Source organism: Streptomyces sp. NPDC050806 (genome assembly GCF_055586425.1).
Genome location: NZ_JBVJIF010000006.1, coordinates 316296 through 337502, shown reverse-complemented (window position 1 = coordinate 337502; position 21207 = coordinate 316296). Strand labels below are relative to the sequence as shown.

Genomic DNA, 21207 nt, shown 5'->3' with positions numbered 1-21207 from the left:
GGCTCCTAGAACGGTAACAAGAGATCGGCCGTTCGCAAATTCGATCGCGGAATTCCGGACGCCTATTTACCGGTGAGTACGGCCAGTGTGACAGGAGTCACGGAAAACGTTTCCGGTGTGGTTACTGTCAGCTCAGCGTCACCTGACGGTTGGTGAGCCCGCCGCGCGCCCGGCGCTCGGCGGGCGTGAGCGGCGCGTTCGCGGCGAGTGCCTCCGCCAGCCGCTCGCCGAACTCCGTGGTCGGCTTGGTGATCTCCTCGGCCGTCAGATCCGTCGGCAGGTCCCAGACCGGTACGACCAGGCCGTGCGCCCGGAACGAACCGACCAGCCGGGTTCCCTCGCCCAGCGAGGAGGCGTCCGCGGCGTGCAGTCGGGCGAGCGCGTCCAGCAGCTGCTCCTCGGGGTGGTCCATCACCCAGCGCAGGTGGTTCTTCTCGCCCGCGTCGCACCAGTACGCGCCGGCCAGGCCCGCCAGGCGGGCGGTCGGGATGGCGGCCGCGTTGGCCCGCTCCAGGGAGGCGGCGACCTCGCCGGTGGCGTTCTCGGCGTCCTCGATCCAGAACTCGAAGCCGCTGTGCACGGTGGGCTCGAGGGACGCGGCCGGATCCAGCAGATCCTGCAGGCGCGGACCGTCGGCGGGCGCCCGGCCCGCGGCGACCGGCGTACCCGGGTCGGCGGCCAGCGCGCGCTGCAGGGTGTCGGCGAGGTCGCGGCTGAGGTCACCGGAGGCGGTGTCGTTCTGCAGGCCGAGCAGGATCGAACCGTCGTCGCGGCGCAGCGCGGGCCAGGCCATCGGCAGTACGGTCGCCAGCGTCACCGAGGGCACGCCCTCGGGCAGCCCGCCCTTCAAGGACAGCTCGGCGGTGGCGGCGGGCACCAGTTCGCGCAGCGCCACCCAGTCGCACTCGCCCGACAGGCCCTCGAAGGGGCGCTGCACCAGCTCGGTCACGGCGTGCGCCGCGGCCCTCCCGTGGCAGGCCTTGTAACGACGGCCCGACCCGCAGGGGCAGGGCTCGCGGGCGCCGACGACCGGCACCTCGCCGTCCGTGATCTGCGGGGTGACGGCCTTGGTCTGGGGACGGCGCTTCTTGCCCATGCGAGGGGTTCTCCTGGTCGTTCCGAGTCGTTCCGACGCGTGTCGGCGCGAGCCTAGGGCATGTGCCGCGCCAACGCCCGGCCCCCGAAGCCGCGCCGGACGCGGGCGCCTCTATGGGGGCCTCCACGGCTGTCTCTACGGGGGCTTGTCCGGCGGTGCTTACGGGGGCCGGTAGGGCGGCGTCTTCGAGGCGTGGGTGTCTGTCCGGCGGCGACCTCGAGGCACCGTCGGTGAATCGGCGAGAACGGGCAGCGGCCCCCTGCTCGGCGCCGCGGGGCCGAGCAGGGGGCTGGGGCGAGACGAACCGGCGGAGCTGCCCCAGGGATTGGCGATGACTCCGGGAACGCCGGGAGGCGCTCCTGGAAGGCCAAGAAGCCGGGATGCCGGGAACCCGGGATACCGGGATGCCGGGCTGCCGAGAAAGCGGGAAGCCGGAGAGCCGGGAAGCCGGCCAGTCAGCATGCCCGGGACAGGTAACGCCAACGCCCGCTTCGCCCAAGCCGAGTCGTCCGAACCGACCCACTCGCCAGCCGAGTCGACCGAACCGGCGGCTCACTCGTCCAAGTCGGTTCGGCTGGAGCGGCTCGGCTAGGCCGGCTCGTCCAGGTCCGCCAGGGCTTCCCTCAGCTCGGCCGGTAGGCCGGCCGCCAGGTCCATGCGGGTGGCGAACGCCTCGTGCAGGGAGAGCGTCGCCCAGACCGTGACCTCGCCGTGCCCGTCCCGTACGCCCCAGTCCTTGGCGAGCGAGCGGATGATGGCCAGTCCGCGGCCGCCGCGTGCGGTGACCGAGGGAGTGGCTGGAAGTGGTCGGGTCGGACCCCCGCCGTCAGTGACCGAAACGGTCAGCTGGCCACGCGCGTCAATGCGCCAGGCGGCCCGCACCGAATCGGCGTCGCCGTCCGAGGGCCCCTCCGCGCACAAGGGACGTGCGTGTCTGCAGGAATTGCTGAGCAATTCGGAAAGAATGAGTACGGCATCGTCGACGACCGTGTCCTGAACGCCACTTGTCAGCAGCTCATCTCGCATCCGCCGCCTGGCCGAACCCACGCCCGCAGGGCCATGGGGTACGGCCATGGTCGACGACGTCGGCACTTCCTGTGCCACCACCAACGCCACCCCCGAGACCTCCTTTGCCCCACGCCACGGGATGAATGCCCCATCGCGATGGACCGGAAACCGGCCAATCCGTATGCGGTGACGCACTCGCTTCGATCAGATACGGGCTGAATGCGCCGGTGCACTCCCCGTGAGGAAAGGGGTTCCGCTGTGGTCATCCGGGCGCTTTCCGAGTGCGCTTTGCGGCTCCTCACCCCTTAAGTCGGCTTGAGCCAATTCCTCACCTGCTTGGGGCGGTTCGTGATGACTGCTTCCACGCCCAGCTCACGACAGAGGTCCACGTCCGCTTCCTCGTTCACGGTCCACACGTGCACCTCGTGTCCCGCGCTGTGCGCCTTGGCCACGTAGTCCGGATGCGCGCGCACTATCCGGATGCTCGGCCCCGCGATCCGTACGCCCGGCGGCAGGCGCCCCTCCCGGTGCCGCGGGGTGATGAACTGCATGAGGTACACGGCGGGCACGGCCGGTGCCGCGGCCCGCACGCGCTGCAGCGAGCGGGCCGAGAAGCTCATGACGCGTACGGGGGACGGCGTGCCGGGCGGCGGCTTGGTGTGCCCGAAGCGCTCCAGCAGCTCGACCAGGCGCTGCTCGACCTGGCCCGCCCACCGGGTCGGGTGCTTGGTCTCGATGGCCAGTTCCACCCGGCGGTCCGCGTCGGCGATGAGCTCCAGCAGCCGTTCCAGGGTCAGTACGGACGTACGTTCGGTGTCGCCCGCCGTCTCGTGGGCGCTGCCCAGCTCCGGGTGGCGGCCGTCGGGCGCCTCGCCGGCCGCGTCGTCCTTCCAGGAGCCGAAGTCCAGCGTGGCCAGATCGGACAGCTCCAGGTTGGAGACGGCGCCGCGCCCGTTGGAGGTCCGGTTGATCCGGCGGTCGTGCACGCACACCAGGTGGCCGTCGGCGGTCAGCCGGACGTCGCACTCCAGGGCGTCCGCGCCGTCATCGATGGCCTTCCGGTACGCGGCCAGGGTGTGCTCGGGAGCGTCCTCGGACGCCCCGCGGTGCGCTACGACGGAGATGGCGGATGGTTCGGGACGGAAACCTGGTGCCGGGCGCGCAGTGGTCACCGAGTTATCGTGCCATCGCGCGGTGGCGGCCGGCCCTCATACGGTGACCGTCGGCACGACCGGCGTCGACTGCCGCAGCCCGGACTGTGGCAGCACGAAGGCCCGGCGTCGACTGCCGTAGCCGGGCCATGACCGTGATCGCCGATGCTTGGTCCGTGCTTGATCCATGGGGGCTGGTGATCGCCTTCTTCCAGTTGATGCCCACATCTGAAGCATTAGCAGCGGATGCGCGGCAAATGTCCGGGATAAAGGATGAAGGCAAGGTCACAGCCTCGGCTTACGGTGCCCTGACGGCGCGTGGGAAAGGCTTGAACCGGACACTCCCGTATAACGTCACGCCGACATGTCACCGTCAAGTCGATACGCCATGCACCGCTCGAACATGCCGGCCCCGACATCGGGCCGACATGGTCAGGAAGCTGAGGAGAGAGCTGTGAGCACCGAGAACGAGGGCGCCGCCGTCCCGCCGGAGGCGGAGCCGCAGGCACCCGCCGGGGCCCAGGGGTCGGCCGCGCCCGCGTCCGGCGCGCAGACTCCGGCCACCCCCGAGCCCGCACCACCCCGCCCGCCCTTCGCCCCCTCGGCGGGCTCCACGGACGGTTCGCCGCAGCCCCCGGCCGCCGGCGAGCCTCAGGGAAGCCCCGCTCCCGCGGCCCCCGAGGCCGGGTCTTCCGCGGCCCCTGAAGCCCAGCCTTTCGCGGCCCCCGGGGCGCAGCCGCCCGCAGCCCCCCAGGGGGCAGCCCCCGCTGCCCCTCAGGGCGGCAACACCGGCTCCGGCACCGGCACCGGCCCAGGACCCGGCTGGTCGCAGGATCCGCAGCACACAGCGGCCTTCCCCACCGTCCCGCCCGCCGGTGGCAATCCGCACGGTGGCAATCCGCACGGCGGTGCTCCGTACGGGGGCGGCGCTCCGCACGGTGGCGGCGCCGGTGGCTGGGGCGGCCCGCCGCAGCCCCCGTACGGCGGTGGCGGCTGGGGCGCCCCGGCCGGACCGCCCGGCGACAAGCCGCGCCGTCGCGGTGGCCTGATCGCCGCCGTACTGGTCGCCGCGCTGGTGGCGGGTGGCGTCGGCGGCGGCATCGGCTTCTGGGCGGCGGGGCAGGACGACACGTCCTCCACGACCGTCTCCGCCTCCGGTGACCCCCAGGCGCTGAACCGCAAGCCGACCTCGGTGTCCGGCATCGCCCAGCGCGCGCTGCCCAGCGTCGTGACCATAGATGCGCAGGGCGCGGGCGGCGAAGGGGGTACGGGCACCGGCTTCGTGTACGACAAGCAGGGCCACATCCTCACCAACAACCACGTCGTGGCGAGTGCGGCGGACGGCGGCAAGCTGAGTGTGACGTTCTCCAACGGCAAGAAGTACGACGCCGAGGTCGTGGGCCGAGCCCAGGGCTACGACGTCGCCGTCATAAAGCTCAAGAACGCCTCCGACGCCAAGCTCACCCCGCTCCCGCTGGGCAAGTCCGCGAACGTCGCCGTGGGCGACGCGACGATCGCCATCGGCGCCCCGTACGGCCTGTCAGGCACGGTCACCACCGGCATCATCAGCGCCAAGGACCGCCCGGTGGCGTCCAGCGACGGTGGCGGCACGAACGCCTCGTACATGTCCGCGCTGCAGACGGACGCGTCGATCAACCCCGGCAACTCCGGCGGTCCGCTCATGGACGCCTCCGGCAACGTGATCGGCATCAACTCCGCGATCCAGTCGGCGAGCAGCGGCGGCAGCGATCCGTTCGGCGGCGAGGGGCAGTCCGGCAGCATCGGACTGGGCTTCGCCATCCCGATCGACCAGGCCAAGCGGGTCGCCGACGACCTGATCCGTACCGGCAAGCCGGTCTACCCGCAGATCGGCGTCCAGGTCGGGATGCGGGAGACCAGCAACGGCGCGACGATCGCCCAGCGCGGCAACGGCGGCACGGACGCCGTCACCCGGAACGGCCCGGCCGACAAGGCCGGCCTCAAGCCCGGCGACAAGATCACCAAGCTGGACGACACGGCCATCGACAGCGGCCCGACCCTGATCAGCGAGATCTGGCAGCACCGCCCCGGCGACAAGGTCACCCTCACCTACGAACGCAACGGCAACGAACACACCGCAGAGGTAACCCTCGGCCAACGAGTGGGCGACAGCAACTGACCCGCACCGGGTCACCGGCAGCCGACGGCGGCCCGCAGCCAACAGCTGCGGGCCGTCCGCGCCCGCAGCCAGGAACTGCGGGCGGGCCGCGCCAGCAGCCAAGAGCCGCGGGCCGTCCGCGCCAGCAGGGCGCACCCGTACGACCAGCTCGCTGACCAGCCCGCCGACCGGCCCGCCCGGCGGACGCCTGACCCGCGCGAACAGCGCACGGAAACAGCGGACGCGCTACCCTGATCCCCGCGTCACCGTCGGCCCACCGCCGACCGGTGCCGCAGGGAGGCTTGCCCGAGCGGCCTAAGGGAACAGTCTTGAAAACTGTCGTGGCGGCAACGTCACCGTGGGTTCAAATCCCACAGCCTCCGCCCAGGTCAGCAACGTAGCTGGTCAGAAGGGGTGCCCTGCCGATGCGGGCACCCCTCTTTGCGTTCATGCTGTCTCACCCTGGGCCGCCCGTATCCCAGCTTTGACCAGCACGTGTGGGCCAGCCGTGGGCCAGGATCCGGCGGCTACGTCGGGCTGCCGGCCGAGTCCTCGCGCGCCCCGCTCAGCTCCTCCTCGATGAGCTGGTTGGCACGGGACTGCATGCCGCGCAGCAACTTGGCATAGAAGCGATAGAGCACGGCGATGCTGTGTCCAGCACGGTGCGCGACCTCCACGGGGTCCACCCCTGCCTTGATCCACAGCGAGACCCCCGCATGCCGGAGTGAGTAAGGCACATCCGCCAGCGGCGTCCTCGCCTCGCTCGCGGTCAGCCCTTTCTTGCGCGCCGCGTCCCAGACCTCGCAGTACTCCGTGGACCGCACCCGCCCTCCCTGGGTGGCCCGAAAGAGCCGACCGTCGGAGGCGACGCCGTAGCGCTCCGCGTGCGCCCGCAGCATCTCCACAAGCACAGGAGGTATCGGAACCGTCCTGGTGGCCCGCCGGGCCCGTCGCTTCAGCCCTCTGGATTCGTACGGCTTCCCGTCATCGGTCCACCCCGAGCCCACCTCCGGCCGACTGCCCTCAAGCACCAGCTCCCCCCATCCCGCACTCGGCAGCGAGCAGTCGGACAGCTTGAGCGCGGCGATCTCCGACGGCCGCATGGCCGCGTAGTAGATGCACCCGAAGAACGCCTCAAGGTGCTCACCCCGTGGTCCTTGCTCCTTCACGGCCCGGATCAAGGCGCGCGCTTGCTCCGGAGCGGGGACGTACCGGAAATCGACCTCGTCGTCTGTCTTCGGCGCGGCCCAGTCCACCCGCGCGAGCGGGTTGCTCGGTAGGACCTCCCTCTCGACAGCGAACCGCATCGCGTTGCTCAAGACCATGCGCTTCCGGTGGATGGTCGTTTCGGCAGCCGCCTCGCCGTTGAGCTTGAGGGACAGGGCATCCAGCGCCTTCCGCAAACGGTCAGGCTGCGCCGCCTCAGAGACCTTCAGCGAGTGTTTGGCGAGCCAGGCAAGCGCCGCCTTGATCTCATCCGGGGGTGTCTCGGCAGCGGCCCTGCTGACCAGCTCCCCATCGGGCGCACGGACAGCGCGGAACACCCACGCGTGCAGGGCCCGGCGCATCACCTTCGGGTCAGGAACACCTTGTGAGGTGGAGACGAACACGGGCGTGACCACCGCGAGAGACTCCGCGATGTTAGCCCGTTGCTTCGCGGCTGCCTTCGGCCACTTCATCAGGGCGTACGCGGTTGCATGCTCGAACCAGGTAGGGCAGTTCAGGGAGGCCAGCTCATTCGCCGGCAGCCCTGTGGCCTCGTCGAATTGCTGGCGATTCCGTAGGGCCGTGAGGAGTTGGGATTGCCGGCCCTCGGCTTGGGTCTTGGTCTTGTAGCTCTTCGAGTGAGCGCGCTCTCCGACGCGCCAGCGCAGCTCCCAGGGCTTCGGACGGTTCTTCCGCTTGCGGATGGTCCAAAACTCAACGTCGTAGGTCAGGGGCATGGGGCTCCGTACTAAGACGGGCCCGCCGACAGATGCCGGCGGGCCCCGAGGAAGGGAAGGTTCAGGCGGCGAGCTGTTCGTGCCGCTCCCACCAGGCGTCCAGGTCGCTACGGCGGCAGCGGAGTTCGCCGTTGGGGAGCTTGTAGAGCTTCGGGGCCTGGCCGCGGGCGCGCATGCGGTAGAAGGCGGCGCGGCTCATGTTGATCTCTTCGAGGACTTCGCGGAGCTTGAGCGGCTTCGGGCGGGCCAAGGCTGTGACTCCTTCGAGTGCGCGGCGACTGCCGCTTTCCGTTCTCCTGCATCCGCAACATCCGCAACGCCGCAACATTGCTGGTCAGCGGCGTGCGTCTGTGGCGGATAGCGGTTCTGTTGCGGATAGGTGCCGCCACAGAGGCTTGTGGCGGCACCGAACGGCTCGGGCAGGTCAGCGAACGACCGCGAGCGGGAGTGTGGCGGTACCGGTGTGCGTGTGGCGGATGCCGGAGGGGCTATCCGCCACAGATTCACCCCTGCTGACCTGCGGTGTGGCGGCTGTTGCGGATGTTGCGGATTCTGAGGGGGGCGGGGGGCAATAGCGCATCCAGGCATCGGCCAGGTCCTCGGCGTGATAGCCCTTTGGGGTGCCGGAGGCGGTGCGGATGCCGCGGGGCCTGATGGGCTTGTTGGCCCCGGTCATGTACTCCCCGAGCATCTTGGCCAGGCCCCGGGAGGTCAGGCGCCGTCCGTCCATGTCGCCCCAGGGGGACTCCTCCAGGCTGAGGAGGATGTCCAGGATGGCGGCGGTGGGCAGCTTCTCGGCGCCGCAGAAGACCTTGTCCCGCAGGTCGGTCAGGAGCTGGACCCCCAGGGACGCCGGGTCGCCGTCCTTGGCGGCGGACACCAGCTCGACACAGGCGGCGCGGGCTCGCTCGGGCCAGGTGCCGCCGGCGGCTTCGGCGACGGCCAGCAACGGCTCCCACACGTCCGCAGGCCGGTCGGAGATCCCGTCGGGCAGTTCGGGCCAGGCGCCGGTGACCTGCCCGCGGATCTGCTCTGCCCAGGTGGCGAGCCGGTCCCGCAGGGCGTGGCCTTCCTTTTCGTGGATGCGCTGGCGGAAGGGCTCGACCTTCTCGTTGGGGGCCCGCTTGCGCATCCGGATGATCACGGAGCGGGTGAGAATCGTGTCCGGCAGGGAGCCAAGGCCCGCCATGGCGACCGCGCAGAACGAGGGGAACGGGGCGGCGGTCTGGTTGGTGCCCTCACCGACGCACCGCAGGGAGCTGGCGCCGCGGCGGTAGCCGGAGTTCAGGAAGCCGCGGAGCTCTTCGTTGCCGCCGGCCTTGGGGCTGAAGATGGTGTCGATCTCGTCGAAGAGAATCGTGGGGCGTCCCTCGGGCGCGGTCACGACGCGGAAGAGGGCGTTGGCCGAGGCGTTGACCGTGGCCAGCGGGCGCGGCACCAGGGTTTCCACAATCTCCAGTGCGCGGGACTTCCCCGACCCGGGTTCGGGGGAGAGGAAGGCCAGACGGGCCGTGTTGTCGAAGCAGTCCAGCAGGTGCGCGTGGGCGTCCCAGAGGGCGACGGCGACGTAGGCGGCTTCGCGGGGGAAGAGGTTGAAGCGGCGGTGGAAGGCTTCGACCTCATCCAACAGGGCGGCGCCGTCAATCGGGTTGGTCATGAGGCTTTCCTTGTCTCAGAGGCGCGGGGGCAGCGCAGGGGGCAGGTGTCGCGGTGGGCGGTGTGCTCCTCGACGAGGGCGAGCACCTTGCGCTGGCCGACTGCGCTGCGGTTGCGTCCGCATTCGCAGATCGAGGTGGCGGTGGGGATGGCTCCGCGGCCGGGGGCGGTGATGTGCAGCCAGGCCACGGGGTGGCGGCCGTCGCCGAGGTGCGGGTCAGGGCGAAGAGCTGAATGGACGCCCTGTCGGGCGACGCCCTTCGGCGCCCCACCGCCAGAGGTGGCCGCGGCCGGTTCGGCGGGGCCGGGGCGGTCCGTTGCCGAGGTGAGGCTCTTAAGGCGGGGAGGGCGACCGGCGCTCATGCGGTCTTCCCCTGCGGGTTGTGGGCGATGGACCAGTTCAAGGCGCTGGTGATGACCGGCGTGCACTCACGCTCCAACAGGCCGGCCGTCTCGCCCGCCTGCTTAAGAGCCTCTTCTACGACCTGTCGGGGCAGGTCTCCGGAGGCGACGAACCGGCCCAGGGCACGGGCGGCCCGGGTGAGCGTCCAGTTCCGCGTCCCCTCCGCTGCCCAGGCCACGTTCTCGGTCTCCTTGCGCAGCGCCGCCGCCACGTACGCGGGCACATCCCGCGCCACCGTGACGCGCGCCGCCGGGCGGGCCGGGGCCTTGGGCGTGAGGGCGTCGAGCAGCCAGGCAGGCAGCGGCGCGACGTGGCCGCCACCATCGACGTACACCCCGCCGCCATGGCCGTGGAGGACGCTGCCGGCGGCGACGACGTAGCCGCCCCAGGCCCGGGTGTCGATCAGCGGCCCGAGCATGCCGGCCGTGTTGGACAGGCGCGCCCCGTCCGGGGCGGTGAAGTACAGGTGGCGTCCACCGCGCGCGGTCCGCACCGTGTAGGTGGCGGGGACGGACTGTCCGGCGCGCTCGCAGAGCGCCTGAAAGGTCGCCACGCCGCTAGGCGTGCCGCTCGGGCTCTTGGCCTTGGGCATGTCCAGGTCGATGACCACCAGGTTGGAGGGGCCGGTGGCGATCCCGACGTTGAACTCGCGGCCCCCGGCCCACGCTCGCTCGATGCGCAGCGGGTCATCGGTGGCGCGCTGCTCCCACTTGGCGTGACCGTCGGCGCAGTCGCCGATACGGGAGCAGTGCTCCTCGTGGTGCAGGGCGGGCTTCTTGGTGCCGGGACGCAGGGGGAAGACATGCCAATCGCGGCCAGCCGCTTCCAGGGCGGAGCGGAAGAAGGGGTTGGTGGTCATGCGGCTGCCTCCCCTTCGCCGGTGAGGAACTGCTGACCGATCCACTGGCTGTAGGCCGGGGGGACGGCCTTGCGGGCCTCGCGGTTGGTCATCCAGGTGCAGCCCATGGCGTCGGCGTAGGCGCGCTCGCCCTTGTGCTCGAAGGAGAGCAGGCCCTTGCGGTGCCAGCAGGGCGGCACCAGGTCACCTCCGCCGCCCCAAGAGGTCTCGAAGACCCGGTGACGGCGGATGGGCAGGCCGAACTGGGTGCCGCACAGCGAGTAGTCCGGCCGCAGCACCCCCTCCCAGGCGGTCTCGGGCACATTCTCGATCACCCACGGCCGGCCGGTGGCCTCCATGGCCTCCCGGCCTGGTCCGACCAGGTCCGGGTGGTCCTCGCGGCGGCCGCGCCACCTGGTCACCCGGGCATAGTGCTCACACGGCCAGGAGCCGTGGATGAGGTCGTACTCGTGGCCGTGGGCGCGGACGAAGTCCAGCGCGTCGGCCTGGTGGAAGGTGAAGGGGTAGCGGGGCTGTGAATGGAGGTCGACGCCGGTGACGTCGAACCCGGCCCGGTGGTAACCGACGGAGAGGCCGCCGGCACCGCAGCACAGGTCCAGTAAGCGCGGCCTGCGGCCGAGGGCTCGCCGGATGTCGGTGGGTTGGGTCATGCTGGAGTCCTCCATGTCTATGGAAGGGCTGGAGACCAGGGCGACCGCGCACTTTTGACGAGGCGGGCGGTCGCCTTTGGTGTGCCCCGGGGCCGGTCAGCGGTGGTTGATGGTTCCGTTAGCCCGGCTGAAGAGGCCGGTGGCGGTGATGTTCTGCGTGATCGGGGCGGGGCGCCGGCAGCGCTTGAGCAGGGCCAGCGCTGCTCCGCCGCCGGCGGCGATGAGGGCGATGGCGGCCCACAGGGCATCGGTCATGGCGATCAGTCCCGGTGCGGCGTAGGAAAGCCCAACCCCGGCCACGGCGACGCCGCCGCCGACGGTGGGCGCGAGCAGGGCGGTGGTCTTGGCCCAGGCTGGGATGGGCTGAGCGGCCGGGCCCGCGGACGCCGGTGCCAGAGTCGGCTCGGTGTAGGCGAGAGTGCGAATGCCGCCGGGCAGGGTGACCAACTGAACGCCGGGCGGGATTTCGTGGAGCGGCATCGGCGGTGTGGGCCGGTGCTGGAGGTAGGCGCCCGCCTGGGGGGCTTCGGCGGTGGTGATCGTGTATGTGGGTCGGGTGTCCACAAGTCCTCCTCCTGCTAGGCGGTGAGGTGGGTGAGGGAGTCGGCTATGGCCTGGCACAGGTTGTGGATGGGCTCGTAGGCGCCGGTGCCGGCGACGAAGAAGCCGAAGAGGAACAGCACCAGCGCGCTGCCGAAGCTGACGTGTCTGCCGCGCAGCAGAACGACGGCGAGGATGCCGAAGAGGACGGTGGCGGAGAGCGTCAGGGCCACAGGTGTTCTCCTGTCGGTACGACGGTGGGCGGCCCTTCCGAGAGGAACGGCCGCCCACGCGATGGTCACGGTGTGTAGCTGTAGTGGGTAGTGAGTACTGGGTAGTGGGTAGTGGGTAGTGGGGTGTCTACTGGGGAGCCCCTGTTGAGAACCCCCAGGTGGGCGGTTCGCGGGATTAGTGGGTAGTGGGGTGTCGCGCCCCACTACCCACTACCCAGTAACCGATCGTGAGGGTCAGGCGTGGTCGGGGTGGACGTAGACCGAGTGGGGACCGCGGTCGCGGTAGACCAGTTCGCCGCGTTCGGCGGCGGCCTTGAGGGCTTCGCGCACGGTCTTGCGGTCCCGGCCGACCATCTCGGCGATGGCGGCCGGCTTCATGCCCATCGCCCCGGCGGACTCGATCGCGTCGATCGCGGTCGGCAGCCACTCCGGCCCGGCCGGCGCCGCCTCGGCTGGCTCCGCCTCGTCGGGGGCGGTTTCGGCGGCCTGTTCGGTGATGCGCTCGAACTCCGCCAGGGCCCGCGCAATCGCCGCGGCCACCTGCGGATCATCCCCGTCGCCGCCCGAACCTCCGCCGGTGGCGGGCTCGGTAGCCGGGGGCGCGGGGTGCTGCGGCGGTTCGGCTGAGGGGTTCTTGGCCTTGTCGATGTAGTAGTCGAGGGGCTTCATCGGGGTGAGCGTTCCGATGCCCCCAGCCTGTTGCCCCGGTGCGGCGTTGCCGCCCGCGGCGCTCGTCCCGCCCGCCGCGGTGCGGGCGCCGGTGCCGGCCGGGGTGGGCAGGCCCAGGGCGTCCAGCAGCCAGGCGATCCGCTCCGGGTCGGACCAGCGCTCGTGGTAGCCGAACGGCGCGGCGTCCTCCTGCGCGGCCTGGTCGAGGTCGGGGCGGATGTCCCAGCGGGCCACGGACAGTTCTTCGATGTCGTGGCGCGGGGTGCCATCGGCGTGCTCGTCCTCGTCGTTGGCGAAGTAGACCTTGCCGCGCTCCGGGCCGACGCCGCCTTCCTGGGCGCGGGCCTGGTCGAGGATGTAGAGGGCGCCCTTGCCGGGCAGCTTGGCCAGGTCGACCTGCTGGTAGTGGCCGGGGAAGACGAACTGGCCTTCCTGCTTCTTGGCGAAGCGCATGCCGATGGTGATGTCGTACTGCGAGTCGACTTCGCCGCCGCCGGTGTTGGGGCCGGTGCCGCGCTGGACGGCGTCGACCACGTCCACGGCGGCCTTCCGGCCCTTCTTCAGCAGCCGGATCTTCGCCTTGAGCGCTTCAGGCGTCCACGCCATCAGGTCCGAGTTCTCATCCGACAGCACGATGACGGCCGGCTCGGTGTCCTTGGGCTGGATCTTGCCGCCCTTCATGCGGCGCGCGCGGCCGTCGGTGATGGCCAGGGCTCCGCTCAGCAGCCGCACGGCCTCGTCGGGGCTGGTGGCGACCCAGTCCAGGATGGGGCGGTCGATCAGGCGGCCGTCGGCGTCCTTCCACTGCTGGGCCCAGGGGCGCAGCCAGCGCTTGGCGGTGTTGCCCTGGGCCATGTCGATCATCCAGATCACCGCGTCTGTGCAGCGGGTCAGCAGGGAGATGATGACGTGGAGCAGGACGCTCTTCCCGGACCCCTTCATGCCCGCGATCATGATGCTGACCTGGCGGAACAGGATCTCGATCGGCTCCCCCGACTCCAGCAGCCCCAGGGTGAGCGGCTTGCGGATGGTGAGCGGGTGGTAGTCGTCGGGCAGGTCGATGGTCTCGGCGAGCACGTTGCGGGTGGTGACGTGCAGCATCGCCTCGGAGGCCAGTCCGGAGTCGCTGCGGACCAGGCGGAGGGATCCGGGGCGGATGTCGCCCTTGCGGGTCTCCAGCGCCGGCAGCATGGTCAGCAACTGCTCGAAGGAGGTGCTGGTCAGCTTCAGTGGCATGGCGTAGCCGCCGCGGGTGCGCTGGCTCTTGCCGACCTCCACGCCCTTCGCCCCGACTTCTTCGAGCAGGCGGGTCCATTCGGCGCGGTCGCCGTAGCCGGTGCCGGCTTCGGCGGCCCATTGGGCGGCGATCTCCTCCGCCCTCAGTCCCCGGTCGATCGCGTAGAACGGGGTCAGGGCGGCGGTGGCGGCGCCGACGACGGCCGCGGAGGCGAGGGTCCAGGGGCTGCCGTGGGCGGTCCAGTTGATCCAGGCGTAGGCGGCGCTGGTCCAGGTGGCGGTGAAGCCGGTGTGGAACCAGCGGCGGAACGCGGACTGGCCGGAGGTGCGGAGGAAGCGGGAGGTGGCTGCGGCGGCGATGCCGGTCAGGGAGCCGACGCCGATCCAGCCCAGCGGCAGCGCGGTGCCCGCATCAGCGGCCAGCCCCAGGCCGAGGCCGCCGGCGTAGACGGTGGCGGCGGTGAACAGCGGGGTGGACACCACGCCGTGCCGCCAGGGGATCGGCTCGTGGTTGCTGGGACGGCTCAGCATGAGGGACGGTCTCCGTTCGGTCGGGGTGAGCCGGAAGGCCGCAGGCCAGGCACCGGCGGTCGGTGCCTGGCCTGCGGGGATGACGGGCTAGTTGTGGTGTCTCAGGACGTTGGTTCCACAGCTGCGCGGAGGATGTCGGCGTGGTCGAACGCGAGCGGCGGTAGAGCGTCCAGCGGCCACCAGCGGGCGGTGCGGGCGTCGTCCCCCGCCACGATGGGAGTCCCGGTGGGGACGGTGACGAGGTAGGCGACGGTGACGTACCGGCCGCGAGGGTCACGACCGGGCTGGTCCCAGGTGCCGAGCTGATGCAGGGTCGCGGGCGTCACGTGTACGCCGGTCTCCTCGGCCAGCTCGCGGGCGGCCGCGTCACGGCTGGCCTCCCCGGCGTCGACGTGCCCGCCGGGGAGAGCCCAGTGGCCCTCGTAGGGGGCGTGGCTGCGTTCGATCAGCAGGACCTGCCGATCGGGGGTGACGACGACGATGTCGGCGGTGTGGCGGATGGTTTCGAAGGTCTCGGTGTCGGTCATGGCAGCTCCTGATCTGCTCAGTGGGTTACTGCCAGTTGGCGGACTGGTCCCACTTGGCGCCCTGGATGGTGGGGTTTTCGATGTTGTCGATCTGCTCGGCGTGGATGATCCGGTACAGCGTCGGGATCGAGTCCAGGCGCCCGGCGAGCGCGTGGGCGTAGACGGCGGTGTCGTCGTACGCCTCGGGGATGGCCTGGTTGACCTTGAAGTCCTCCCGGCTGGAGTGCGCCGCCATGGAGATCACGTCACCGATGGCGCGCTGGATCTCCGCCAGGCTGGAGATGGTTGCCTCGTAACCGACCATGTTCCCGGCCGGGTTGAGGACCATCATGGCGCCGGCGGTGCGGACCGCGTCGGCGGCGTACTGCAGCGGCAGGGCCGGTTCGATCGAGCCCACGGGGACTCCCTTCGTTGCGGGGGCGGTGGTGATGCGGGTCGGGCTGTGCACCGGCCGGTGCCCGCCGGAGGTGCGGCGGCCGGCCGGGGTCTGGCGGCGTGGCGGGGTGGGGGTGCTGCCGCCGCCGGTGTGCCGGTACATCCAGTGGTTCAGCCATCCCCACGTGCCCGCCCAGGCCACAGCGCGGGCGGCGGGGGTGGTCAGGGTGTGGAAGACGCGGGCCAGGGGCCGCAGCCAGTTCGGGCCGATGGAGGAGTAGCGCACCGACCCCAGCGCGAGGTGGGCGTTGAGCAGGGCGCGCGAGCCGTAGCGCCAGGCGTGGGCCAGCAGCGGCGCCCCATGCTGCGCGACGGCGTGAGCTACGGCGCGGACGGGGGCGGCGGCCTTGCGCAGCCGCTGCCGAGTCAGAGCGCTGGTGTGCTGACGCAGCTTGCGCCCCACCCAGTACCGGCCCCGCCGCCAGGCCCCCATCGCCGCACCGAACGACTGCTGACCGACCTTGGCGCTGGCGCCCTTGTGGGTCGGATTCTTGGGCTGGGGCTTGAGCTTGCCGGGGTCGGGGTCCTTGCCGCCCGTGCGGTCGCGGTTGACGGCCCTTTGCAGGGCCTTGGCCGCCTTCCACGCCCGGCGGGACACCGACGGAGACGAGGAGGACTGCGGCCGGTGCTTGTGCTTGCCCTTCACGTCGCTGAGCTGCGAGCGCCCGCCGGAGCTCCCGGCGCCGGTCGGTGAGGCGGGTGTGGTGGGGGACTTGCGGCGCAGCGTCCGCGACAGCTGCTCCACCGGCCCCGACCGTCCACCACTGCCGGCACCGCCTCCCCGCTTAAGAGCAGACGCTGACCCGCCGGAACCCGCAGAGGACCGAGGGCTCTTAGGAGAGGTGAGGCTGCGGCCGGTGCCGCCGGTGGCGGCCGCATTCCGCCCCAGCCGCGCAGGACTGCTCCCGGCCGTGTTGGACGCGCCGGGCAGCGGGCTGTTCTTCCTGGCCATCGAGCCGCCCGGCTTGTGGGACGAGGCGCCCGTGCGGCCACCGCCGGCCGCAGTAGGGCCGGTGGGCTTGCGCGGGGAGGGCCCGGAGCCGGTGCGGGCCGCCGGAATCCGCCCACCCCCGCCCGACGCACGCCCCGCAGAGCCGAAGCCCGAGGGAGTGCGGTGGCCGGTGCCAGGTGAGCGCGAAGACATCCGCCCCAGGCGGCCGGTGCTGGACCGGCGGATGCGCCGGCCGGTCTTCACCACCAGCGCGGCGGTGGCCACCGCGGAGCAGGCGACGACGGCCAGCAGGACGGCGGGCAGGCCGAACTGGTGGGACAGCCAGCAGAACCCGATCAGGCCGGTCAGGGCGCCGCCGGGGATCAGCACCCCGGCCAGCGTCTGCCCCGGAGCGGAGGCCGGTTCCTTGGTCTGCGCCACGGGCTCCTTCGGTTGCCGCGTGACGGGTTCGGGAGTGGTCGTGGTGGTGGGGGGCTTGGTCTCGGTTGCTGCTGAGGGCATGGGGGCCTCCTTCATGCGGCCAGCGCGGGAGCATCAGCGCAGGGCACACACATGCCGAGTGAGGTGGGGAGGGTGTAGCCCGCATCCCGCCCGCAGACGGGGCAGGTACGGCGGGCGGTGTTCGCCTTGGCCAGCGCCGCCCACCGCGCCGGCGTCATCGGCCGGACCGGCAGCGCCAGGTCGAGGCGGTAGAGGAAGGCGACCCGCAGGCCGGCGCGGTAGCGGCGCGAGCGCCACAGGATCTGCGCGGCGATCTCCTGCCCGCCCGGCCGCAGCCCGCGGGCACGGAGCTGACGGCGGGTGGCCAGTCCTTCGGGGGCGAGGCGGAAGGGGTAGGTGGGGATGCCGTAGCGGACCCCGTCGGGGTCCCAGAACTGCATCGCCGTCGCCTTCAGTCGCCGACCGCGACCAGCTGCGGGCGCTCCTGGTCCTCGCGCACGGCGAGGATCTGCTTGCGCCCCCAGCTCTCCGAGAGCCCGTATGCCTCGCCCAGCGCACGGGCGCTGAGCGTGCGGCCGGCCTGTACGGATTCGGCGTACGTACGGCGTGCGTCCTGCCGGGTGCGCTCCAGCTCCGCTTCCTCGAACTGGGCCATCACCGCCGGGTCGACCTCCGGTGTGCGGGAGGTGTGCGGATCGTCCGTGCGGATCTCCCGCACACCCTCCTCCGCACGGTCGCTGACCTGCGCGTACGGCGCTTCGGTCGGGGCTTCCTCGGTCTCCTCTGCGGCCGTCTCAGGCAGCGCGGGAGCGGAGGGATTGGGCAGGTGTTCGGGGGTGTGCGGTCGGTGTGCGGATGCCGTGTGGGTCTCCCCGTATGCCTCCCGCACGGCAGGCGCCTGGACGGGCTCGGGGCGGTGGTGCAGCACCTTGGCCACCAGGTCCGACCCGAAGTAGATCGAGCCCACCGGCAGGGAGGTGGCGAGCAGGACCAGCAGCCAGTTCGCCGGATCCCACCCCGCCAGCCGCCCCCAGTCCACCGACTGCCGGTGCAGAGTCGGGACGAGGCCGTGGACGTAGTTCAGGACCAGGGAGGCCAGGGTGTAGGCGGCCAGCACGCGCAGCGCGAAGCGCTTGTCGGCCCGGTCGGTGAGCACCAGGGTCGCGATCAGGGCCAGCGCCATCAGGCCGTCGACCACGAAGGGGTAGAGGATCGCGGCGGTGTGGTCCGCGCCGATGGTGCGGGCCACGTCTCTCAGCGCGTTCCAGGAGACCCGGAAGGCCATGCCGACCACGGCGACCAGGGCCAGGACCAGCAGCGTCTTGCCGAAGCGGTTCACAGCAGGACACCTCCCACCGCGATACCGGCGGCTAGGAGGAACGCCGCGCCAGCAGCGCGGGTGAGGTCCACCGCTCGCTTGAGGTGGGTGAACTTGGCGACCGCCAGGCGCGAGAGCCCGGCGATGTCCTCGGCACGGCGGTCATGCCGCAAGTCGGCCAGGAGTTCCGCGGCGGTGAGGGTGGCCCAGCGGGGGAAACCGCACGGCCGCACCCCGCCCAGGCGGGGCCGGACCACGGCCAGCAGCACCGCCGCGGCGGCCACGACCAGCACCGCGCCCACGCCGCAGGCGATGAGGGCCGGCACCGGCAGGTTGAGGCCGGTCACTACCGTCCAGACCGCGGCGAGCACCGCGCCGTCGAACGCGAGCAGCAGCGAGGCCTTGGTGTCGGTGCGGGCGATCTCCGCCTTCACCTCCGCGTGCGCCGCGGTGAGGTTGGCGTCCGTACGGCCCACGGGCACCGCGTGCGGGGCGGGGTTGAGCGTGCTCACGCGGCTTCCCCCGTCCCGGTCTGGTTGGCCAGCTCGCAGCGGGCGGTCAGCAGCTTGTTCCGGGCCCGGCGCAGACGCTGCGCGCCCAGCTCGGAGCGCGGCTGGTCCAGCAGGCTGATCTGCACGTCCAGCAGCTCGACCTCCGCCTGGATGACGGGCATCTCAACCTGGATCGTGTCCAGCTCAGCGGCCGACGGCTCCCCGTCGACCGGGGCGGCGGTAACAACCGCCTGAACAGCAGCGATGTACTTCATGGGTCGTGGTCCCTTCGCAGTGGAACGGCCCGAAAGCGGCTCCGGTGTGCCAGCACCGGAGCCGCGCGCCGTTGTGAGTAGAGCCGTCCGCAGAAGGCGGGCGGCTGGGCTGCCAGTTGTGGCAGCGGTGCCCCGGCCGGGAGTCGAACCCGGCCTGCGACCATCGAGGCGATAGATGACCGTGCTGATCAGCGCTTCGCGCGGGCGTCTTGCTGCGACTGCTCATTCCGCCGTCGCAGGTCCTCTTCCATCTGTCGGCGCTGTTCGTCGGTCATCGCCGGCCACCTCCCGCACGGACGCGGCGCAGGGCCTCGTCCATGTCCGGGTCGCTGTCCGGCGGGTACGCCGCTAAGGCGCGGCATGCCATGCTGGTGATCACAGGTGCCTCCCATTCAGGTGCCTGTACGCGGGTCTCGGGGTGCCACCCGGGGCCCGCTTCTTTGTGATCACTCGTTACGAGTCACGAGTGATCACGAACCTCCGCATCGCGCGGCGTACCGGGATGCCGAGGAACGTGAGCACTGGTGCTCAGCGCGGAGCCGGTGGTCCCGCGCAAGGTTCTTCAGATGCGAAATGGATCGCCCGCGGACATCTGGAGACGTCCGCGGGGCAGATCACCCGGCCCGACATGGGCGGTCGGGGTGGTGATCCGCACCCATCGACCACACGTGTGCATGTGGCTGGGTCGGCACGCTATTGAGTTCTCAAGCGACGAACGCTTCCTTCGAACCCGCGCCACGGGGGTACGGGCCCTTCCGGGCGTTATTCGAAGGTCACCTAGGTGTCTTCGATGACTGTGAAGTTACCTAGGTCAATCTGAAGTCGTCAAGCCTTTGGGCGACTGAGTCGAAAAGACCTAGGTCGGGTTACTCTCGGAGGATGGACTGGAGCCCTGATGAACGCCCCAATGCGAAGCAGATCGCGGCCAAGTACCGTGCCGAGATTGCCGAAGGCCGATACGGTCCAGGCGCCAAGCTGCCCGGTGCTAAGGGGCTGTCGGTGAAGCTGCGTGTCGGCATCATGACCGTGCAGAGCGCGTACAAGCAGCTAGCCGAGGACGGGCTGGTCGACATCCGTCAGGGGAGCGGGACGTACGTCCGGGACCCCCAGAAGGGTGCTCCGAGTTCGCAAGAAGCCGCTGCGAGCCTTCGAGAGCTCCAAGTTCGGCTGAGCGAGATGAGTGCACAGATCCAATCTCTCTCCGAGCGTGTGGTGCAGCTGGAGGAGGCGAAGGAGCTGGACTGAGGGTTCGAGCGGAGCGTGGCTCCGCCGGATGCTCAAGGGCACGTGTGCACCACCTGTCGGCGTCTCAGGGTGTCTCGTTCTGGACGATCACGACGCTATGGCGTGCCCCCCGAGCCAACCCGGAAAATCTTTCCGGGGTCCCTTCGCGAACCGAGGTGAAGCTGAACCCATGCGAGGAATGACGCAGCACCTGACGATCGGCGAGCGCGTTGCCTGGTACCGGCACCGCCGTGGACTCTCACAGGAAGTTCTGGCCGGCCTGGTCGGCCGCACCTCAGACTGGCTCGGTAAAGCCGAGAACGGTCGCATCGAGCTCGACCGCCTGTCTGTGATCCGAGCACTCGCCCATGCCTTGGACGTCTCCATCGGCGACCTGATCGGCGAGCCCACTCTCCTGGAGTGGTCCGCAGAGAGCGGTCGCCGAACCGTCCCTGCACTGCGCGAAGCGCTGATGGACTACCGCCTCCTGACACCGCTGATCCGCCCGACGGGCGATGGGGAGCCGCCAACCCTGGCAGCACTCAGGTCCGACGTTGGGGAGGTTTGGGACGCGTACCAAGAGTCACGGTTCGGGTTCGCGGCTCGGCAGCTGCCACTCGTTCTCGCTGATGCCCTGCTCGCAGCCCGCGTCTACAGCGGCAGCGATCGGGAGGCAGCGCACGGCCTACTGGCGCTGACCTATCAGGGGGCTGCGATGGTCCTCGGCAAGCTTGGAGAGAACGAGCTTGCTTGGATCGCGGCCGATCGTGGACTCGCCGCAGCCCAACAGAGCGGGAGCCACGTGGTCACGGGCTCTCTGTTCCGTTCGGTTGCGCACTGCCTGCTGTCGACAGGCCGGTACGAGACGGCAGTGTCTCTCGTGAACGACGCGGCCGGCCTCCTGGAACCGGGGCTCGCTGAAGCTACGCCAGCCTTCATGTCGGTGTACGGAACACTCTTCCTCACGGGTTCGATGGCGGCGGCGCGAGCTGAAGATCGCGCGACGACCCGGGCGTTCCTCCGTGAAGCCCAAACCACAGCTGATCGGCTCGGCAGCGACGCAAACCACATGTGGACTGCCTTCGGGCCGACCAACGTCGCCATTCATCGAGTGGCGACGGCGGGGGAGCTGGGTGACGTCCAGGTCGCAGTGGATCTCGGGCCGCAGGTTGACACGAGCGGACTGCCAGCCGAGCGCCGGGTACGGCACAGCCTCGAAGTGGCACGGGCGCTCAGCTCGTGGAATCGCACCGATGACGCGCTCGCCACGGTGCTCGAAGCTGAGCGGATTGCGCCGGAGCAGGTGCGCCATCACTACATGAGCAGGGAACTCGTGCTCGGCTGGGTCCGTGGGACTCGTGGCCGGCCGAGTCGTCCTATCGCGGATCTGGCCGACAGGCTCCGCATCGTGTGATCCAGTTAGGCTCGTTCG

At 70.8% G+C, this 21207-nt stretch carries 20 protein-coding genes and 1 tRNA gene; 4 read left to right on the top strand and 17 right to left on the bottom strand.

Translation table 11 applies throughout. The features are described from left to right. Window positions 1-127: 127 nt before the first annotated feature. From ACZ6WH_RS20870 to ACZ6WH_RS20860, 3 genes are all read right to left on the bottom strand, one after another. A complete protein-coding gene (locus ACZ6WH_RS20870) occupies window positions 128-1096 on the bottom strand; it encodes a DUF5926 family protein (RefSeq protein ID WP_469729859.1) in 969 nt (322 codons plus the stop codon). 588 nt (window positions 1097-1684) lie between these two features. Continuing rightward, window positions 1685-2299: an ATP-binding protein gene (locus ACZ6WH_RS20865; RefSeq protein WP_432857050.1), complete on the bottom strand. Its 615-nt coding sequence runs from the start codon at window positions 2297-2299 to the stop codon at window positions 1685-1687. A 110-nt stretch (window positions 2300-2409) separates the two neighbouring features. Next, the gene (locus ACZ6WH_RS20860) at window positions 2410-3276 is read right to left on the bottom strand and encodes a glycerophosphodiester phosphodiesterase family protein (RefSeq protein ID WP_469729858.1); all 867 of its coding nucleotides are present in this window, start codon (window positions 3274-3276) and stop codon (window positions 2410-2412) included. Between the two features lie 433 nt (window positions 3277-3709). On the opposite strand from ACZ6WH_RS20860, the gene ACZ6WH_RS20855 reads away from it, so the two are divergent. Next, entirely contained in the window at window positions 3710-5413 is a 1704-nt protein-coding gene (locus ACZ6WH_RS20855; RefSeq protein WP_469729857.1) for a S1C family serine protease, read from the top strand. Between the two features lie 275 nt (window positions 5414-5688). Next, window positions 5689-5775 (top strand) — tRNA-Ser (locus ACZ6WH_RS20850). Window positions 5776-5919: 144 nt separating this feature from the next. Here ACZ6WH_RS20850 and ACZ6WH_RS20845 read toward each other — a convergent pair. The 14 genes from ACZ6WH_RS20845 to ACZ6WH_RS20780 all read right to left on the bottom strand — a co-directional run bounded on the left by ACZ6WH_RS20845 (window position 5920) and on the right by ACZ6WH_RS20780 (window position 18551). Continuing rightward, window positions 5920-7335 carry a tyrosine-type recombinase/integrase gene (locus tag ACZ6WH_RS20845; protein ID WP_469729856.1) on the bottom strand — a complete coding sequence of 472 codons (1416 nt, stop codon included), beginning with the start codon at window positions 7333-7335 and terminating at the stop codon, window positions 5920-5922. A 61-nt stretch (window positions 7336-7396) separates the two neighbouring features. Then, window positions 7397-7585: a helix-turn-helix transcriptional regulator gene (locus ACZ6WH_RS20840; protein WP_469729855.1), complete on the bottom strand. Its 189-nt coding sequence runs from the start codon at window positions 7583-7585 to the stop codon at window positions 7397-7399. A 174-nt stretch (window positions 7586-7759) separates the two neighbouring features. Continuing rightward, window positions 7760-8992, bottom strand: coding sequence for a DUF3631 domain-containing protein (locus tag ACZ6WH_RS20835; protein WP_469729854.1), 1233 nt, complete (start codon window positions 8990-8992; stop codon window positions 7760-7762). Window positions 8993-9350: 358 nt separating this feature from the next. Further along, complete coding sequence (locus ACZ6WH_RS20830; RefSeq protein WP_469729853.1) at window positions 9351-10253, bottom strand: bifunctional DNA primase/polymerase; 903 nt, start codon at window positions 10251-10253, stop codon at window positions 9351-9353. After that, window positions 10250-10903 carry a DNA cytosine methyltransferase gene (locus tag ACZ6WH_RS20825; RefSeq protein WP_469729852.1) on the bottom strand — a complete coding sequence of 218 codons (654 nt, stop codon included), beginning with the start codon at window positions 10901-10903 and terminating at the stop codon, window positions 10250-10252. The genes ACZ6WH_RS20830 and ACZ6WH_RS20825 overlap by 4 nt, the downstream gene beginning before the upstream one ends. A 96-nt stretch (window positions 10904-10999) precedes the next feature. Beyond that, on the bottom strand, window positions 11000-11467 hold the full coding sequence (locus tag ACZ6WH_RS20820; protein ID WP_469729851.1) for a hypothetical protein: 468 nt from the start codon (window positions 11465-11467) through the stop codon (window positions 11000-11002). Window positions 11468-11481: 14 nt separating this feature from the next. Beyond that, window positions 11482-11676: a hypothetical protein gene (locus ACZ6WH_RS20815; RefSeq protein WP_469729850.1), complete on the bottom strand. Its 195-nt coding sequence runs from the start codon at window positions 11674-11676 to the stop codon at window positions 11482-11484. Window positions 11677-11910: 234 nt separating this feature from the next. After that, a complete protein-coding gene (locus ACZ6WH_RS20810; protein ID WP_469729849.1) occupies window positions 11911-14112 on the bottom strand; it encodes a hypothetical protein in 2202 nt (733 codons plus the stop codon). Between the two features lie 101 nt (window positions 14113-14213). After that, complete coding sequence (locus ACZ6WH_RS20805) at window positions 14214-14639, bottom strand: NUDIX domain-containing protein (RefSeq protein WP_469729848.1); 426 nt, start codon at window positions 14637-14639, stop codon at window positions 14214-14216. Between the two features lie 25 nt (window positions 14640-14664). Then, window positions 14665-16527, bottom strand: coding sequence for a hypothetical protein (locus tag ACZ6WH_RS20800; protein ID WP_469729847.1), 1863 nt, complete (start codon window positions 16525-16527; stop codon window positions 14665-14667). 11 nt (window positions 16528-16538) lie between these two features. Further along, window positions 16539-16907 carry an RRQRL motif-containing zinc-binding protein gene (locus ACZ6WH_RS20795; RefSeq protein ID WP_469729846.1) on the bottom strand — a complete coding sequence of 123 codons (369 nt, stop codon included), beginning with the start codon at window positions 16905-16907 and terminating at the stop codon, window positions 16539-16541. Between the two features lie 11 nt (window positions 16908-16918). Beyond that, window positions 16919-17806, bottom strand: a complete 888-nt coding sequence (locus tag ACZ6WH_RS20790) for a DUF2637 domain-containing protein (RefSeq protein ID WP_469729845.1) — start codon at window positions 17804-17806, stop codon at window positions 16919-16921. Continuing rightward, window positions 17803-18261, bottom strand: coding sequence for a Pycsar system effector family protein (locus ACZ6WH_RS20785; protein WP_469730012.1), 459 nt, complete (start codon window positions 18259-18261; stop codon window positions 17803-17805). The genes ACZ6WH_RS20790 and ACZ6WH_RS20785 overlap by 4 nt, the downstream gene beginning before the upstream one ends. Before the next feature lie 32 nt (window positions 18262-18293). Next, window positions 18294-18551 (bottom strand): DUF6284 family protein, encoded by a 258-nt coding sequence (locus tag ACZ6WH_RS20780; RefSeq protein WP_469729844.1) that lies wholly within the window; start codon window positions 18549-18551, stop codon window positions 18294-18296. Between the two features lie 879 nt (window positions 18552-19430). Here ACZ6WH_RS20780 and ACZ6WH_RS20775 point away from each other — a divergent pair. Further along, a complete protein-coding gene (locus ACZ6WH_RS20775; protein ID WP_469729843.1) occupies window positions 19431-19796 on the top strand; it encodes a GntR family transcriptional regulator in 366 nt (121 codons plus the stop codon). Between the two features lie 178 nt (window positions 19797-19974). After that, window positions 19975-21189, top strand: a complete 1215-nt coding sequence (locus ACZ6WH_RS20770; RefSeq protein WP_469729842.1) for a helix-turn-helix domain-containing protein — start codon at window positions 19975-19977, stop codon at window positions 21187-21189. Window positions 21190-21207: the final 18 nt, after the last annotated feature.

Excerpts from the sequence above, each read along its gene's own strand:
- ACZ6WH_RS20870 (WP_469729859.1), bottom strand. The coding sequence starts at position 1,096 with ATGGGCAAGAAGCGCCGTCCCCAGACCAAGGCCGTCACCCCGCAGATC.
- ACZ6WH_RS20845 (WP_469729856.1), bottom strand. The coding sequence starts at position 7,335 with ATGCCCCTGACCTACGACGTTGAGTTTTGGACCATCCGCAAGCGGAAG.
- ACZ6WH_RS20835 (WP_469729854.1), bottom strand. The coding sequence starts at position 8,992 with ATGACCAACCCGATTGACGGCGCCGCCCTGTTGGATGAGGTCGAAGCC.
- ACZ6WH_RS20830 (WP_469729853.1), bottom strand. The coding sequence starts at position 10,253 with ATGACCACCAACCCCTTCTTCCGCTCCGCCCTGGAAGCGGCTGGCCGC.
- ACZ6WH_RS20825 (WP_469729852.1), bottom strand. The coding sequence starts at position 10,903 with ATGACCCAACCCACCGACATCCGGCGAGCCCTCGGCCGCAGGCCGCGC.
- ACZ6WH_RS20810 (WP_469729849.1), bottom strand. The coding sequence starts at position 14,112 with ATGCTGAGCCGTCCCAGCAACCACGAGCCGATCCCCTGGCGGCACGGC.
- ACZ6WH_RS20805 (WP_469729848.1), bottom strand. The coding sequence starts at position 14,639 with ATGACCGACACCGAGACCTTCGAAACCATCCGCCACACCGCCGACATC.
- ACZ6WH_RS20800 (WP_469729847.1), bottom strand. The coding sequence starts at position 16,527 with ATGCCCTCAGCAGCAACCGAGACCAAGCCCCCCACCACCACGACCACT.
- ACZ6WH_RS20795 (WP_469729846.1), bottom strand. The coding sequence starts at position 16,907 with ATGCAGTTCTGGGACCCCGACGGGGTCCGCTACGGCATCCCCACCTAC.
- ACZ6WH_RS20780 (WP_469729844.1), bottom strand. The coding sequence starts at position 18,551 with ATGAAGTACATCGCTGCTGTTCAGGCGGTTGTTACCGCCGCCCCGGTC.
- ACZ6WH_RS20775 (WP_469729843.1), top strand. The coding sequence starts at position 19,431 with ATGGACTGGAGCCCTGATGAACGCCCCAATGCGAAGCAGATCGCGGCC.
- ACZ6WH_RS20770 (WP_469729842.1), top strand. The coding sequence starts at position 19,975 with ATGACGCAGCACCTGACGATCGGCGAGCGCGTTGCCTGGTACCGGCAC.